We start from the raw sequence: 16,345 nt of genomic DNA on the forward strand, positions 1-16,345 counted from the left end.
AATTCCCGTCATGTTTACGCTATAATCCCGCCCTTTAGCTGCCACTCGCCCTGTGCGAAGGCACATCAATACTCAAGGCGCATCGCGCCTGCATGCAGACTAAAGAGGCTAGACCCCTGTGGCATTGACGATTCTTGGCCTGTCCGGCGCCCTTAGCCATGATCCTTCCGCAGCCTTGTACATCGACGGCAAGCTGGTCGCGGCGGCTGAAGAGGAGCGCTTCGTACGCGATAAACATGCAAAGAACCGCATGCCCTACGAATCGGCGAAATTCTGCCTCGAGCAAGCTGGCATCAAGCCGTCCGACGTTGACGTGGTGGCAATTCCATTCGCCCCGATCAGCCTGTTCGGCAAGGCCCGCTGGCACTACGCCAAGCGCTATTGGTACGCCCCGGATCGCGCTCTCGATGCAATCCTGATGGGCAACCGTCGCTACAAGCGCTATCGCAACAAGATCGTCTGGTGCCTCGAGCAACTGGGCTTCGATCCGAAGAAAATCAAGATCGAGCCGGTCGAGCACCACCTGGCACACGCTTCCAGCGCCTATCACTGCTCGGGTTTCAAAGAGAAAACCGCGATTCTCGGCATCGATGGCAAGGGCGAATACGCCACGACTTTCTTCGGCTATGGCGAAAACGGCAAGATTCACAAGATCAAGGAATTCTTCGACCCGGATTCCCTCGGCGGCCTGTACGGTGCGATCACCGAGTTCCTCGGTTTCGAGATGCTCGACGGTGAGTTCAAGGTCATGGGCATGGCGCCGTACGGCGATGCCAGCAAATATGATTTCTCGCGTCTGGCCTCGTTCGAAAATGGCGAGCTGGTGATCAACACCGACTACGCCAACGTGATCGGCCTGCGTCGTTATAAAGAAAAGGGCAAAGGCTTCTACTTCTCGCCGAAGCTGATCGAGTGGCTGGGTCCGAAGCGCGAAGGCGACATCGCCGACGAGCCGTACATCCACTACGCCGCGAGCATGCAAGCGCTGTTCGAGAAGCTCGCGCTGCAGATGATCGACTACTACCTGGGCGACGTACTCAAGGAAACCGGCAAACTGGCTTTCGCCGGTGGCTGTGCGTTGAACGTCAAGCTGAACCAGAAAATCATCGCCCGCGACGACATCAAGGAGTTGTTCGTGCAGCCTGCGTCCGGCGATGCCGGCACTGCGGTCGGCGCTGCCGCTTACGTGTCGCACGCCCGTGGCGTACCGGTCGAGAAGATGGAACACGTCTACCTCGGCCCGTCCTACAGCAACGAAGATGTGATCGCTGCGTGCGCCCGTCATGAGAACAAGCCGACCTGGCGCAAGCTCGACAACATGCCGCAAGAGATTGCCAGAATCATGGTTGAAGGCAATCCGGTGGCCTGGTTCCAGGGCCGGATGGAATTCGGTCCGCGTGCACTTGGCGGCCGTTCGATCATCGGTTGCCCGAGCATTCCCGGTGTGGCTGATCGAATCAACCACCAGATCAAGTTCCGCGAGCGCTGGAGGCCTTTCTGCCCGTCGATGCTCGACACCGTCGCGCCGCATATGATCAAGATCGATCACCCGGCGCCGTTCATGACTTTCACCTTCGAAGTCGCCGAAGAATGGAAAACCCGCGTGCCGGAAGTTGTCCATGAAGACGGCACCTCCCGCGCCCAGGTGCTCAAGCGTGAATACAATCCGCGCTACTACGACATGATGAAGGCGCTGGAAGACCTGACCGGCAACGGCGTATCGCTGAATACTTCGCTCAACCGTCGAGGCGAACCGATGATCTGCTCGCCGACCGATGCGCTGAATATGTTTTTTGGTTCTGACCTGCAATATCTGATCATGGAAGATATTCTTGTCGTCAAAGACGGCGTGCAAGGAAACGGTCTTGACTGAAACACTGATCAGCGTCGTGATCCCCGCGTACAACTACGCCAGTTCGCTGCCTCGGGCTGTGGAGTCGGTGCTGGCGCAGTTGCATGAAGCGACGGCGGATCTGCTGGTTATCGATGACGGTTCCACTGACGCGACGCCTGAGGTTGTACGAGCGTTGCTGGCAGAGCACCCCGGGCGTTTTCGTGCCATACGCCAAAGCAATGGCGGACTGTCTTCAGTGCGCAATCGCGGGATCGAGGAAACCGTCGGGCAATTTCTGGTTTTTCTCGACGCAGATGACGAGATGGCTTCCGGGGCACTGGCGGCGTTATCGCAACACATCGCCAGTTACCCTGAAACGCGGATGATCATCGGCGCTCATTGGTCAATCTTCTCCGGTGGCAAGCGCAGCCTGCAGGCTGTCAAACCACTGCCGGCAACGTTGCGCCAGCGGGTCAGAGGCTATTTGCTGGACAAGACGGTGTCGATCTCCAACGGTGCTTGCGCAATGCATCGTGATGTATTCGCGCCGGGCAACTATCCCGAGCATCTGCGCAACGTTGAGGATTTACCGGTATTTGCGCAAGTGCTGGCGCGCTTTCCCTGCACGGTGATCGAACAGCCACTGGCACTCATTTACAAGCACGCCGACAGCATGCGCCATGATTTGCGCCAGAGCCTGGCAGCGGGTACCGAGCAGGTGGTTGCTGAAGTTTTTTCCAGTCAGCGGATGCCGCGAGAATTTCACGATTTGCGTCAGGCATATCTCGCTCAACGATGCCTGTCATTGTTTCGAGATTGCTATTCGCATGGCGAATACGCATTGGCGAAAGCATTCTACATGCAGGCGCTACGCGCCGATTGGCGCATTCTCGGGCGTTGGTCTTACATGCGCAAAGCCTTGCGCCTGCTGTTCCGATAAATCTGTTGTTTTTTGGCGTACCTGTGGCGCGTGATGTTGAGGGGGCTGGGTGAAAGGTACGGATAACAAGTGGGTGATCAAGGCAGCTCGGGTAATCAATGAGCGACCGGTCAGTGTCGCGTTCTGGGCAAGCATTCTCCTTTCACTGATCGCCGTGTGGGGTACCGCAACGGTCGGTCGCGATGCCGCGCTGTACATCGATATCGCCCATGAGGTTGTCTTGCACGGGGCCGACGTGGCCTGGGTGCATTTCGACTGGCCGTGGTTCTCTATTCTTCTGGCCCTGACCCATCGCTTTCTGTGGTTGCCGCTGGAGTTGAGCGCCTATCTCTGGTGCGGTCTGTTTTTCGCCGGCACCAGTGCCCTGATGGTCGATTGTATTCGCCGACGTTCGCCACAACTTGCCGGGTGGGCATGCCTGGTTGTGCTGGCAATGCCCGCGGTCAATTCCTTTCGAAATGACATCATCCGTGAATGCGGTTTCTGGTTTTTCTGCACGCTGGCGTTATGGCAGGCGCTGCGTTGGCAAGCCTTGGGCGGCTGGCTCAGAGCCGGCCTGATTCACTTGGCTATCGTGGCCGCAGCGCTGTTCCGGCTGGAGGCATTGCTTTTATTGCCAGCGCTGGGGCTGTGGCAGTTGCCGGGGCTGTGGCGCTCCGGTCAGCGCGCGCGTTTGCTGCAGTTTGCTCTGTTGCCGGTGGTGGGGCTGCTGGTTGCATCGGCCTTCGGATTTTTCATGTCGGCACGCTTCCTCCTGTATCTGGACATGATTGCACCGCAGGGCGTCTACAAGTCGTTTCAGATGCTGTCTGAACAGTTTGGCAACTCGCTGATCAACAAGTACTCCCAGGATGAAGCTGGGCGCATTGTGTTCTTCGGGCTGCTGGCGACGATGATGATCACCTTCGTCAAGCTGATGGGGCCGTTCGCTGCGCCATTTGTCCTGCGTCGCAACTGGGGAGTCTTGGGTGTTTACTGGCGTGACTATCGTCCGTTCGCCTGGGCAGCACTGCTGTATCTCGTCGTGCTGATGCTGTTTTTCATCAAGCAGCAGTTCATGAACGCCCGGTATCTGAGTTTCCTGAATTTGCTGTTCGTACCGGTACTGGCGATGGGGCTGGCGGCATTTGCCCGGCAGTTTCCGCGCTGGACCAAAGTGCTGGTCGTGGCAGCGTTGCTGGTGATGCTGTCGAATGTGATTTCGACTGGCGCTGGCAAGACCCATTACGTGGCCGCCGGGCGCTGGATGTCCGCGCACGTTGAGCCTGAGGCCAGCGCCTGGTTCGAAGACGGTCGCATCAGCTATTACGCGGGGCGGGGTTATGTCCTGCCGACGCTCACGCGTGAACAGGCGATGTCGCCGGAGCACGCCGATGACTATCGCTATTTCCTGATCGAAGGCAAAGGCGATGAGCCGTGGCTGGGCGAGTGGCTGGTGGCGCACAAGATGCGCATCATTGAGCGCTTCGCCAATCGCAAGGGTGCGACGATTCTGGTGATCGGCAAGTAAGGCTCAATCGAGCAGTAGGCGCAGGCGTTCGATCAGCGCAGCCTGCCGCTTGCTCGGCAACGCCTGGCGATAACCTTCCAGGAAGGTGTGCCCGGCGTCGTCGCCGAGCAGCCATTGCCGGTCTTGTTTGTAGCGCAGCAAATGGGCGAAGTTGCGCAGTCGCTTGCTGTCGCTCAGAGCGCGCCTCTGGCAGCGCAGGTCGGCGATGTCGATCAACCCGAGCTGATTCTGCGGCGTCTGCACGACATTACCGAAGTGCAGGGACCGGAAATACACGCCTTTTTCGTGCAGTTGCGCAATGAACGCGCCCAACTGAGCGCGCAACGTCTCGGTTTCTTCGGGCGTGCCCTGCAATTGCCGTACGGTCTCGCCCGCCAGCGGTGCGTAATACACGCCATCGCGCTGAATGCTTGGAATACGATAAACCGCGATCACATCGGGGCAGAGAATGCCGCGCTGCTGCAACGCCTTGGTGTTGTTGGCGAAGCGCTGGGCGTAGGGAAAGAACAGCGCTGAACTCAACAAGCGCTTGCGGCGGAATAGCTTGAGCATGCGACCGTCGGCCAACCTGAGCACCTTGTCGCCGGAACCGTCGGCTTCGAGTACCTGAGCGCCCTTGCGCAGTGCCTCGTAAGTGCTGTGATCAATCGATTGCATGCCTGACTCCCCATCGTGAGCCGGCTATCTTAACCGACTTGGCCAAAGGCTGGCGTCCGGCGATGTTTATCGGCGCAAAAGGGCCTGTGATATCATCGCCGCCTCACTGATTTACGCGGATTACCATGAGCAGTCCTGAACCGAAAGCCCAGTCAACGCTGGCGATCTATTTCCGCCTCTTGGCTTACGTGCGTCCCTACGCCGGCTTGTTCATCCTGAGTATCGTCGGCTTCCTGATCTTCGCATCGACCCAACCGATGCTCGCCTACATCCTCAAATATTTCGTCGACGGTCTGGCCAATCCCGAGGCCAGTCTGTTCCCCGGCAATCCTTACCTTGGCAAGTTGCAATTGCTCGAGAGTGTGCCGTTGTTGATCGTGCTGATTGCCGTGTGGCAAGGCGTCGGCTCGTATCTGGGCAACTACTTTCTGGCGCGGGTTTCGCTGGGGCTGGTGCATGACCTGCGTGTGGTCCTGTTCAACAAGCTGCTCGATCTGCCCAACAGCTATTTCGACAAGAACAACTCTGGTCACCTGATTTCCCGTATCACCTTCAACGTGACGATGGTCACCGGCGCCGCCACCGACGCGATCAAAGTGGTGATCCGCGAAGGCATGACCGTGATTTTCCTGTTCTGCACCCTGTTGTGGATGAACTGGAAGTTGACCCTGGTGATGGTCGCCATCCTGCCGGTGATCGGTCTGATGGTGAACAGCACCAGCAAGAAATTCCGCAAGCAGAGCAAAAAGATTCAGGTGTCGATGGGCAACGTCACGCATGTGGCGTCCGAGACGATTCATGGTTACCGCGTGGTGCGCAGCTTTGGTGGCGAAACCTACGAAAAGGTTCGCTTTCACGACGCCAGCCAAAGCAACACCGACAAGCAACTGACCATGACCAAGACCGGCGCGGTGTATACACCGATGCTGCAATTGGTGACCTATAGCGCCATGGCGGTGGTGATGTTTCTGGTCCTGTACCTTCGCGGTGATGCATCGCCTGGTGATCTGGTGGCCTACATCACCATGGCCGGCCTGCTGCCAAAACCGATTCGCCAGCTCTCGGAAGTCAGCTCGACGATCCAGAAGGGCGTGGCCGGTGCCGAGAGCATTTTCGAGCAGCTGGACGAGCCGGCGGAAGTCGATCACGGCACGGTCGAGCGCGACCGTCTGCAAGGTCGCCTCGAAGTGCGCAACCTCAGCTTCAGTTATCCCGACAGTGAGAAGAAAGTCCTTGATGACATCAGTTTCGTCGTCGAACCAGGACAAATGGTCGCGCTGGTCGGTCGTTCCGGCAGTGGCAAGTCGACCTTGGCCGGTCTGATTCCGCGTTTCTACCAGCACGAGCAGGAACATGGGCAGATTCTGCTCGATGATGTGCAGGTGCAGGACCTGACCCTTCGCAGCCTCCGTCGGCAGATAGCCCTCGTGACCCAACAGGTCACGCTGTTCAACGACACGGTGACCAACAACATCGCTTACGGCGACCTGGCGGGGGCGCCGTTCGATGAGGTCAAACGCGCGGCCACCGAAGCCTACGCCGATGAGTTCATCGTCAAGATGCCGCAGGGCTATGAAACCCTGGTCGGCGAAAATGGTGTGTTGCTGTCCGGTGGACAGCGTCAGCGCATCGCCATCGCACGTGCATTGCTCAAGGACGCGCCGCTGTTGATTCTCGATGAGGCCACCTCGGCCCTCGATACCGAGTCGGAACGGCATATCCAGGCGGCTCTCGATCATGTGGTGCAGAACCGCACGACGCTGGTCATCGCTCACCGTTTGAGCACGATCGAAAAGGCTGATCTGATTCTGGTCATGGATGACGGCAAGATTGTCGAACGCGGCACTCATGCCCAGCTTCTCGCGCAAAATGGCTATTACGCACGCTTGCATGCGAAGGAATTCGAAGAAGGCGACGAGCCGCAGCCGACCCATGTGACCGACCTATGCTGACGGCGTTTCGCGCTTGGCGGGAGCGCGGCTGGAGCCAGATCGATCAGGCGGCCTACGCACAGGCTTGGCAGCGCTTCGGTGGCAGTTTTGCCACGCATCCCGATGTGGTGGAGCGGCTGTCGGCATTTGTCGGCATCCAGCTGCATTATTTGGGCTGGATCGTTGACGGCGAAGTCGTCGCGGCTGTTGCTTGCTGGGGAAAACATGCCGCGCTGTCCAAGGAAGTGCTCAAGCGCGAGGGCAAGCGCGGGCTGCTGGACATGGGCAACGCCGAAGTGATTCTGCCGATTGCTGCGGATGCCGTGGTTCCGGTTCGCCAGCGCATGGCTTACGTGTCGCAACTCAACGCCGAGCAGATCAGCACCCTGCGCGCCCAGCCCGAAGGCCTGGCACTGGCGCGGCTGCCCGAGGATTACTCGAAGAAGTTTCGCTACAACCAGCGTCGCGAACAGCGCCTGCTGGAAGAGGCGGGTGGTGCGCTGATTCCGATGGCCGACTTGACGCCAAAGGAGCAGGCCGCCGCTTACGGTGATCTGTTCCAGCGTCGCTGGGGTTTTGATGTGCCTGGCAAGGCCGGGCTGGTCGAGGTCTTCACGCTCTTGCGCGAGTTCATGACCGGTTCGGTGGTCATGCTTGAGTCGGCGCCAGTGGCGATTCAGATCCTCTACCGTGTCGAAGCACCGCAATGGGTATCGCTGGAATACGTCAACGGCGGCGTCGATCCGCAAAGCCGTGAGTTCAGCCCCGGCAGCGTGCTGAGCTTCGTCAACACCCAGCAGGCCTGGGCGGATGCTCAGGCACTGGGCAAGACGCTGCGCTATTCGTTCGGCCGTGCCGACCGTGAATACAAGGATCGCTGGTGCCACACGGTGCCCGTCTACAAGGTCTGAAGCCATGACTGCTCGCAAGCAACAGCTCCTCAAGGCGCATCGGCGCAGCAAGCGCTTGTTCCTCATCGCGTTCCTGATCGTCCTGGTGGCGGCCGGTTTCGGGCTGGGCTGGTGGCTGGTGCCGGTGCTGCTGGTGTTGGCGTGGGGGGCGCACGAAGCGTGGTTCGCCGACCACCTGTTCTACCGCGCAAGCGACGACTATCAGTACCAGTTTCCCGGCGATACAGCGCGGCAAAGCGTGAAGCTGGATGGCGGAGTCGTACATCTGAGCGAGCCGCTGGCGCCGGGTGAAACGCTGCTGCTGGAGCTCAAGATAACGGCCAAGTGGCTGGGCCGCTGGCGGGATCCTTATGTCTATCTGGGTGATGATCGCCAGGATTTCGAGCGGGGCGTAAACGGCCGGCGCTTTCTCAATCTCTCCGGGCAAGCCGCAGCGCTTGGCGAAAACGAGCTGACAGTGCGTGGTCGGCATTGCACGCTGAGTTCCAGCGGCACGTTGTGGGTCATGAGCAATCCCGATTACGCGCAGCAACGGGTCATGGTCATCGCGCCCCACGCCGATGATGCCGAGCTTGCAGCGTTCGGGCTCTACAGTCGCGGCGAAAAAGCAAGCATCGTCACCCTGACCCAGGGCGAAATCGAAGCCGAAGATTTTCAGCGACTGGGTCTGGACAAGGCTCAGGCGGCTCGTTTGAAAGGTCGCCTGCGCAGTTGGGACAGCCTGAGTATTCCGTTGTGGGGCGGGGTGCCGGCCAGTCGTTGTGTACAGCTGGGCTATTACTGCCTGCAATTGCCAGCGATGGCCGAAGAGCCGAACACCTCATTCGGCTCGCGCGAATCCGGCGAAAATGATGTGCGCACTGTCCGTCAGCACAATCCGTTCGACCTGCCGGGCGATGTCGATGGCGCGCCGACCTGGATCAATCTGGTCGGCGATTTACGGCAATTGCTCGAGCACTTTCGCCCCGAAGTCGTCGTCACTCCGCATCCCGAACTGGACCCGCACAGCGATCACGTCGCTTCCACCCGTGCCCTGCTGGAAGCCATCGCCGCCAGTACGTGGCAGCCGTCGACCTTGCTGATGTACGCCAACCATCTGCATGACAATGATCGTTGGCCAATGGGCCCGGCCGGTGGCGGTATTGCACTGCCGCCGGCGATCGAACCGTTGCCGACCGACCGTTTGTGGAGTCCGCTGCTGTCAGCGGACGTGCAGCTGGACAAGGCCATGGCGCTGGCCATGGAGCATGACCTGCAGGGCCCGCTCGGATTCAAGCGGCAGTTGCGTCGCGTCATTCAACAGGTGCTTGCTGGACGTCGCTGGCCTGTCACAGGCAGTAACGAGTTTTTCCGCAAGGCTGTTCGCCGCCACGAACTGTTCTGGGTCCGCGACCTTTGAGATTGAGGCGGACGGCGCTTTACCCTGTGTTAATATCGCGCCCCTGTTCATTTTGTATGTGGGTTGCTCCATGAAGTTGTCCATGCCGCGTTTCGATCAAGCCCCTGTCTTGGTGGTCGGCGATGTCATGCTCGACCGTTACTGGCATGGCGGAACCTCACGGATTTCCCCTGAGGCGCCAGTGCCGGTGGTCAAGGTCGAGCAGATCGAAGACCGCCCGGGCGGTGCCGCGAACGTTGCCTTGAACATTGCCGCGCTGGGTGCGCCGGCATCGCTGGTCGGCGTGACCGGCGATGACGAAGCCGCCGACAGCCTGAGCAACAGTCTCAAGGGGGCCGGCGTACGCGCATTGTTCCAGCGCATCGCGCACCAGCCCACCATCGTCAAGCTGCGGGTCATGAGTCGGCACCAGCAATTGCTGCGTATCGACTTCGAAGAACCCTTTGCCACCGACGCGTTGGCACTTGGCTCGCAGGTCGACGACCTGCTTGAGGGCATCAAGGTGCTGGTCCTTTCCGATTACGGCAAAGGCGCGCTGAAAAATCATCAGGCGCTGATTCAGGCGGCACGGGCGAAAAACATTCCGGTACTGGCCGATCCGAAGGGCAAGGATTTTTCCATCTATCGTGGCGCCAGCCTGATCACGCCGAACCTGAGCGAATTCGAAGCCATCGTCGGCGGTTGCGTTGACGAACACGAACTCGTCAGCAAGGGCGCAGCGCTGATGCATGATCTCGATCTCGGGGCGCTGCTGGTCACCCGTGGCGAACACGGAATGACGCTGTTACGGCCCGATCATCCAGCACTGCATTTGCCTGCCCGTGCCCGGGAAGTCTTCGATGTGACCGGTGCAGGCGATACGGTGATTTCCACGTTGGCAGCGGCCATAGCGGCTGGCGAAGAACTGCCGCACGCGGTGGCGCTGGCCAATCTGGCGGCGGGCATTGTCGTCGGCAAGCTGGGTACCGCAGCGATCAGCGCCCCGGAGCTGCGTCGCGCCATTCAGCGCGAGGAAGGCTCCGAGCGTGGTGTGCTGGGTCTTGAGCAATTGGTGCTGGCCGTTGCCGACGCCCGTGCGCATAACGAACGAATTGTCTTCACCAACGGCTGCTTCGACATCCTGCACGCCGGCCATGTGACTTATCTTGAGCAGGCACGAGCGCAAGGCGATCGACTGATTGTCGCGGTCAACGACGATGCCTCGGTCAGTCGCCTGAAAGGCCCTGGTCGCCCGATCAACAGTGTCGACCGGCGCATGGCTGTTCTGGCGGGCCTCGGTGCGGTGGATTGGGTTATCAGTTTCCCGGAAGGTACGCCTGAGAACCTGCTGCGCGAGGTCAAGCCTGATGTGCTGGTCAAGGGCGGCGATTACGGCATCGATCAGGTTGTCGGTGCTGATATCGTCACCGCTTATGGCGGTACCGTGAAAGTGTTGGGGCTGGTGGAAAACAGCTCGACGACCGCGATTGTCGAAAAAATACGCAGTCGCTGATCAGATGAGTTTTTGCCGTTGTGTACCGCGTGTGAACGGATTTTGCCTTGGGGATTTCACCGTTTCCGTTGATGTAGGCAGGTTTGAATCCGCTGCGCTTGCCCGCCTATGTTACGTGGTCGACTAATCTATGAAAGTCATGCTTCTGGTGATGGACGAGCAACGGGTCATACTTGACCGGCTCTACGACATCGTTCAGCAGAACTGCGATGAGTGTTTCATCTATCGTCTGAGCAAACAGCAGCAGATGAACCTCGGCGTTTTTCTGGCTTCGGTCGATTACCAGACCTTTGACCGCGTGGTGATTTTCTCCCGGGTCAAGCGTCTGGCCCCGCAACTGCGGGTGCTCAAGTGCATTCCCGGGCTGGTCTTTCTCGAGCACGATGCCTACCAGAACTACATGCCCGCCAGTAAATACCGCGGCGTGTATTCGCGCCTGTATAGCCGTTTGCCGAGCTGCCGGGCCTTGGTGTCCGGCGCTGTTGTCGCGCGCAAGATGCTGGCGGAAGGCATCGATACGGTGTTCGTCTCCAAAGGCTACGACGAGCAGATGCTGCGCAACACCGGCGTCGCGCGCGACATCCCGATCGGCTTCCTCGGCAGCCTGAAAAGCACTGAGTACGCCGAGCGCAAGGCCATGCTCGAATCCCTTTCGCAGCGTACCGGCATGCTCGTGACTCGCACCAAATCGGGTGCGGAATACCTCGAAACGCTCAATCGCATCAAAATCTTCGTCAGCGCCGATATCGGCATGAACGAGTTCATGATCAAGAACTTCGAAGCCATGGCGTGCGGCTGTGTGCTGCTGGCCTGGAGCCAGGGCGAGGAAGACCGCTTGCTTGGTTTCGAAGACATGCACAACACCGTGTTCTATCGCAGCGCAGACGAGGCGGTGGCCAAAATCAAGATGCTGCAGGACGACCCCGAGCTGGCGCAACGCATCGCCAGCAACGGCCAGGCGTTTGCCGAGAGTCGCTATTCGTTTGCGCGGGTCGGTCAGGCACTCGCCGAGGCCATCCAGCGCGAGATGCGTCCATGGCAGCCACCGTCGGCTTTCACTCGGTTCTGGGTCAAGCTGCGTTACGGCATGAAGGTGCCGGTCTGAATGACGGACGAATACATGGCGCTGGATGCGCTGCCCGGTGGTGACCAGTCGGTTTTGCAGGCTTTGCCCGAAGCCCTGCGCGAATGCCTCAGCCGTGCGGCGCGGGTGGTATTGATCGCTAATAATCCCGCGATTACCGCAGCAGATTTCGCAGCGCTGAATATCGGCGCTGATGACGTCGTCGTCAGTTTCAATCACTGCATCAAGGCGTCGCTGCTCAACGAGCAAAGCGTCAATCTCTTCGTGCACGGCTACAACGCGCCCGACGCCTATTTCTTCGGGCTGCCCGGCAACCAGGATGTACAGCGACTGTTCGACCGCGCGGGCGAGCGCTGCTTCACCATGCTCGTGGGTTGCGCAGCGCCGATGTGCCCGATGCCGCGCGTGGCCATGTACTGGGATCGCATACCGTTGCCGCCGCTGTGGAACTACCCGGTCGACCGCCCGGGCGGCAAGCGCTACGTCGGCCCCTCCACCGGCTTCAACACGCTGGTGCTGCTCGACTGGCTGCGCGGGCATCTCGGTTATACCTATCAGCTGATGACCCTGGGTTTCTCCAACGAAGCGGGGAAACTGTGGGGTGGCCATGCCTGGGATTACGAGCGGGACTGGTTGCAAAAGTCCAATGTCATTGTCGTGCCGCTGCAACCCCGACGCTGGTGGCAGAAACTGTTCAAACGCAAATAAACCACGCCGCAGTCAGGTGCCTGCCGGGCCGAATCATTTCTTCATAGGTGCAATCGAGTGGTGAAAATTGCCGTGGCGTTTTTCGGAATTCCGAGAAATTCGCCGATCTGCTTCCCTTCAATCGAACAGAACGTACTCGCGCAGTTGCCTGCGGGCAGCGAGGTCGAGTGCTTTTATCATCTGTATAAAGTCGATGAAGTGCAGAATTCGCGCTCCGGCGAGAAAGGCGAGCTGGCGGCTGACAACTACCAGCCCTTCGAATCGATGACCGGCGCGCTCACCTCGACTGAAGGTGTGCTGGAGCGCTGGGATTTCGAGCAGGTCAAGGCGCAGGGTGATACCTGGGCCGACGACTATGCGTCGCTGCGCAACCTGATTTATCAGCTCAACTCATTGCACACCGTTACCACCGAGATCGAATCCTTCAATCCGGATTTCGTTGTGTTCGTGCGGCCGGACAATTTCTTCCACACGCCGCTGCCGGGCTACCTGTTCAACCACGCCGAAGCGCGACGGCACAACGTCTATATCCCGGACTGGCAGTGGTGGGGTGGTCTGAATGATCGGTTCGCCGTATGCGGGCGCGATACGTATATCGCCTATGGCAAACGCATCGAGCGCATCTTCGATTTCTGCAAGGCGACCGGCCGCAAGCTGCATTCCGAGCGCTTGCTCAAATACGCCCTGCTCGAGGCAGGCGCCAAGGTCTGCACGTTGCCGATCCAGGCGTCGCGCGTTCGAATCACTGGCGCATTTGCCGAAGAGTCGTTCTCACCCAAGCGTGGCATGGGCAAGCGCGAAAACCGTTACTTCCATTTCTTCGCGAAGTTGCGCACTTGGTGGGATCGTCGCCGCTAGGGGTTATCGGCTCGCGCGCTTCCTGCCCAGCCCGACCAGGCGCAGTGCCTTGATGCTCAATTGTTTGAGACCCGTGCGCGGTGCCTTGGCCGGTTGCAGGCCTTGTTGCACCAGCCAGTCCTTCCAGCGAATGCGTTCGTCATGCACGACCCAGCCTTGCTGCGTAGCGAAGCTTTCAGCCAGGTGAATGCCGCGGGTGCTCGCCGGTATCAGCTTGTCGCGTTTGAGGGTGAACAGCTCCGCGGTTGGCGCGCCGTCCTTGAGTGGCATCAGATACAGATCCGGACGCTTGCGGTCCAGCCGCGCCACCAGTTGATCGCCCTCCAGGCGTTCATCGACATGAAACAGGCTCAGGGATTTGGCTTCCTTGGGCACTTCCAGGCGCAAGTCGTAGATCAATTGCAGTGACGCGGTCGGCAAATGCACGTAGGCCCGTGGCCGTTCCAGCAGTTGCAGGTTGGCGCAGCGTACCGGACGCGCCGAGCCGGACAGCGGCGACAGGCGAAACGGCAGCGCCTCGCGATAATGCAGGGCCGCGGAGTAGGGCGCTGGCAGCCAGGTGTCGTTGAAGCGCCCGCCGAGCCAGCCTTCCGGGGTTTCCAGCAGGCACTCTTCAGCAATTTCCTGAATCGCCGTGTGCAGCGGGATATTCAATTCATGGGCCGGCACGTAGCCGGAAATCAGCTTCAGCACGACATCGCCGCGATCCTGCCGACGCTGGCGCACCAGCACCCAATAATCGCGGTTCTGCCAATGCAGGGTCAGGCGCACGGATACGCCGAGGTTGGCTAATTCGACGGCAAAGCGCTCGCTGTCGGCGACGCTGACCGGTTTGCGTCGTTGCAGAGTCTGGGCGAAGTTCAGCGGCATGCCGACGCTCTGGTAGCTCAGGCCTTCGGGCGTGGCTTCGACGAACAGCGGCAGCGTCTTGAAGTTGCTCGGGTTCTTGCGGATGAGCGTGCGCGGCATATCGGCTCCTGCTTAAGGCCGCGGGGCGGCGTCAGTGACCACGCAGGACCTGGGCAACGGTCGCTACGTTATGGGCGAGGTGCAGCGGATTGATCGTGCCGACAATAGCACTGGCGACGCCGGGCTGAGTGAACAGCAACTCGAAGCTGGCGCGCACCGGATCGACTCCCGGACTCAGACAGACATGACCACTGGCCAGGGCTTTTTTCACCAGAATGGCTTTGCCGTGGGCAGCAGCATAGTCAATGACCGCTTTTTCGTTTCGTTCGTTCAGATTGTAGGTGACCATCGCGCAGTCGCCTTGCTCCAACGCTTTCAAGCCGCCTTCGACGGTTTTGCCGGAAAAACCGAAGCCGCGGATCTTGCCCTCGGCCTTCAACGTCGCGAGGGTGGCGTAGACCTCTTCCTGCTCAAGAATGACCTTGTCATTGCCGTCCGAGTGCACGAGGACCAGATCGATAAAATCCGTTTCCAGACGTTGCAGGCTGCGCTCGACCGACATCCGCGTGTGCGCGGCGCTGAAGTCGTGACGCGATACGCCGTCGGCAAACTCTTCGCCGACCTTGCTGACGATCACCCAATCCTGTCGCTGACCGCGCAGTAGCGGGCCGAGGCGTTCTTCGCTGCGACCATAGGCCGGTGCCGTGTCGATCAGGTTGATGCCCAGGTCGCGCGCCTGGCGCAGCAGCATGCGCGCCTCGTCGTCGCCGGGAATCTGAAAGCCGTTGGGGTATTTCACCCCCTGGTCACGGCCGAGTTTGACCGTGCCCAGGCCCAGCGGGGAAACCGTCAGGCCGGTGCTGCCCAACGGGCGATGCAGATCGTGCAGAGTGGCGATGGTCATGGCAGCAGTTGCTCCCACGCGGGTACGCCGAGCGGCGGTTTCGGTAGCGGCGGCAACGGCTCAGTCGCTTGCGGCTGAATGCCGTCGTGTTGCAGCGAAGCGATGACGCGGTCGGCGAAGTCCGGCGCCAGTGCCAGTTTGGTCGGCCAGCCGACGAGCAAGCGGCCTTCCTCGGCTAGGAACGCGTTGTCCGGGCGGGTCAGGCCAGTCTGCAGCGGCTCGGCGCGGTCGACGCGCAGGGTGGCCCATTGCGTGGTGCTGAGGTCGATCCACGGCAGCAGCTGGGCGATTTCCTTTTGCGCCGTGGCAATCTGTTCTGCCGGCTCGCGAGCCACGCCTTCGCTTTCGGCGATGTCGCCGCCCATGTACCAGACCCACTGGCCGTCAGCCGCCGGATGCGTGGTCACGGTGATGCGCGGCTTGGTGCCGCCGCCCAGGCAGTGCGCGTACAGCGGTTTCAGGCCGGGGCCTTTGGCGAGGATCATGTGCAGCGGCCGGCGTTGCATGGCCGGCCGGCTCAGGCCCAAGGCTTCGAGCAATTCGGCGGTACCAGCGCCGGCGCTGAGAACGATGCGCTGGGCGCGGATTTCGCGACCATCGACTTTCAGCCCGACCAGCACACCGGCTTCCAGCAGCGGCTCGATCACCTTACCGGCGAGCAAACCGTCACCGGCCAGCTCGGCCAGACGCTGGATCAGGCTCGGGACATCCACCACCAGTTCGGCGAGGCGATAGACCTTGCCCTTGAAGCGCTTGTCTTGCAGGGCCGGCGGCAGTTCGTCGCCCTTGACCTGATCGACCCGGCCACGCACGGCTTTGCTGGCGAAGAAACTGGTGAGGTTGCCGGCCAGAGTGCCTGGCGACCATAGGTAATGGGCTTCGGACAGGAGGCGCACGCCGGACAAGTCCAGCTCGCCATTGCCGGCCAGCGCCTCGCGCCAGCGGCGCGGCATGTCGGCGATGGCTTCGGAGGCACCGGTCAGCGCGCCATGCAGCGCGTACTTGGCGCCGCCGTGGATGATGCCCTGGGACTTCACGCTCTGCCCGCCACCGAGGCTGGCGCTTTCCACCAGCACGGTCGAGAAACCCTGACCGCGCAGGCGCGCATTCAGCCAGAGGCCGGCGACACCAGCGCCGACAATCAGAACGTCGGTGGAAATAACGGATGGCATGCAGCGACCTCGGAGCTTGAAGAAGCCGCAAGTTTC

The 16,345-nt window shown here is 60.4% G+C and carries 14 protein-coding genes; 10 read left to right on the forward strand and 4 right to left on the reverse strand.

Annotated features, from left to right (window positions below; genetic code table 11):
- Positions 1 to 118 precede the first annotated feature (118 nt).
- Genes ACZ0AZ_RS11260 through ACZ0AZ_RS11270 form a run of 3 tightly spaced genes read left to right on the forward strand, consistent with a single transcriptional unit; the run spans position 119 to position 4,284 of the window.
- Entirely contained in the window at positions 119 to 1,873 is a 1,755-nt protein-coding gene (locus ACZ0AZ_RS11260) for a carbamoyltransferase family protein (protein ID WP_463537385.1), read from the forward strand.
- Entirely contained in the window at positions 1,866 to 2,774 is a 909-nt protein-coding gene (locus tag ACZ0AZ_RS11265; RefSeq protein WP_463537386.1) for a glycosyltransferase family 2 protein, read from the forward strand. The genes ACZ0AZ_RS11260 and ACZ0AZ_RS11265 overlap by 8 nt, the downstream gene beginning before the upstream one ends.
- Positions 2,775 to 2,823: 49 nt before the next feature.
- Positions 2,824 to 4,284, forward strand: coding sequence for a hypothetical protein (locus ACZ0AZ_RS11270; protein ID WP_463537387.1), 1,461 nt, complete (start codon positions 2,824 to 2,826; stop codon positions 4,282 to 4,284).
- Positions 4,285 to 4,287: 3 nt separating this feature from the next.
- Here ACZ0AZ_RS11270 and ACZ0AZ_RS11275 read toward each other — a convergent pair whose 3' ends face one another.
- Positions 4,288 to 4,941 carry a lipopolysaccharide kinase InaA family protein gene (locus ACZ0AZ_RS11275; protein ID WP_039756786.1) on the reverse strand — a complete coding sequence of 218 codons (654 nt, stop codon included), beginning with the start codon at positions 4,939 to 4,941 and terminating at the stop codon, positions 4,288 to 4,290.
- A gap of 125 nt (positions 4,942 to 5,066) precedes the next feature.
- Between ACZ0AZ_RS11275 and msbA the strand changes: the two genes are divergently transcribed.
- The 7 genes from msbA (at position 5,067) to ACZ0AZ_RS11310 (ending at position 13,324) form a co-directional block, all read left to right on the forward strand.
- Complete coding sequence (gene msbA / locus ACZ0AZ_RS11280; protein ID WP_039756787.1) at positions 5,067 to 6,893, forward strand: lipid A export permease/ATP-binding protein MsbA; 1,827 nt, start codon at positions 5,067 to 5,069, stop codon at positions 6,891 to 6,893.
- Positions 6,887 to 7,783, forward strand: a complete 897-nt coding sequence (locus tag ACZ0AZ_RS11285; RefSeq protein WP_039756789.1) for a GNAT family N-acetyltransferase — start codon at positions 6,887 to 6,889, stop codon at positions 7,781 to 7,783. The genes msbA and ACZ0AZ_RS11285 overlap by 7 nt, the downstream gene beginning before the upstream one ends.
- A 4-nt stretch (positions 7,784 to 7,787) precedes the next feature.
- Positions 7,788 to 9,182: a PIG-L deacetylase family protein gene (locus ACZ0AZ_RS11290; RefSeq protein WP_463537388.1), complete on the forward strand. Its 1,395-nt coding sequence runs from the start codon at positions 7,788 to 7,790 to the stop codon at positions 9,180 to 9,182.
- A gap of 70 nt (positions 9,183 to 9,252) precedes the next feature.
- Positions 9,253 to 10,674 (forward strand): bifunctional D-glycero-beta-D-manno-heptose-7-phosphate kinase/D-glycero-beta-D-manno-heptose 1-phosphate adenylyltransferase HldE, encoded by a 1,422-nt coding sequence (gene hldE / locus ACZ0AZ_RS11295; RefSeq protein WP_039756793.1) that lies wholly within the window; start codon positions 9,253 to 9,255, stop codon positions 10,672 to 10,674.
- A gap of 130 nt (positions 10,675 to 10,804) precedes the next feature.
- Complete coding sequence (locus tag ACZ0AZ_RS11300) at positions 10,805 to 11,779, forward strand: glycosyltransferase family protein (RefSeq protein WP_463537389.1); 975 nt, start codon at positions 10,805 to 10,807, stop codon at positions 11,777 to 11,779.
- The gene (locus tag ACZ0AZ_RS11305) at positions 11,780 to 12,466 is read left to right on the forward strand and encodes a hypothetical protein (RefSeq protein ID WP_039756798.1); all 687 of its coding nucleotides are present in this window, start codon (positions 11,780 to 11,782) and stop codon (positions 12,464 to 12,466) included.
- Between the two features lie 57 nt (positions 12,467 to 12,523).
- Positions 12,524 to 13,324, forward strand: a complete 801-nt coding sequence (locus ACZ0AZ_RS11310; RefSeq protein ID WP_039756800.1) for a hypothetical protein — start codon at positions 12,524 to 12,526, stop codon at positions 13,322 to 13,324.
- Positions 13,325 to 13,327: 3 nt separating this feature from the next.
- On the opposite strand, the gene ACZ0AZ_RS11315 is transcribed toward ACZ0AZ_RS11310, so the two are convergent.
- From ACZ0AZ_RS11315 to ACZ0AZ_RS11325, 3 genes are read right to left on the reverse strand one after another with little or no spacing between them, the layout of a single operon-like run.
- Positions 13,328 to 14,293, reverse strand: a complete 966-nt coding sequence (locus tag ACZ0AZ_RS11315) for a metal ABC transporter ATPase (RefSeq protein WP_129998207.1) — start codon at positions 14,291 to 14,293, stop codon at positions 13,328 to 13,330.
- Positions 14,294 to 14,324: 31 nt separating this feature from the next.
- Entirely contained in the window at positions 14,325 to 15,137 is an 813-nt protein-coding gene (locus tag ACZ0AZ_RS11320; protein ID WP_039756802.1) for an aldo/keto reductase, read from the reverse strand.
- On the reverse strand, positions 15,134 to 16,309 hold the full coding sequence (locus ACZ0AZ_RS11325) for an NAD(P)/FAD-dependent oxidoreductase (protein ID WP_039756803.1): 1,176 nt from the start codon (positions 16,307 to 16,309) through the stop codon (positions 15,134 to 15,136). Before ACZ0AZ_RS11325 ends, ACZ0AZ_RS11320 begins: the two co-directional genes overlap by 4 nt.
- Positions 16,310 to 16,345: the final 36 nt, after the last annotated feature.

It is taken from the genome of Pseudomonas sp. AC239, assembly GCF_979258545.1.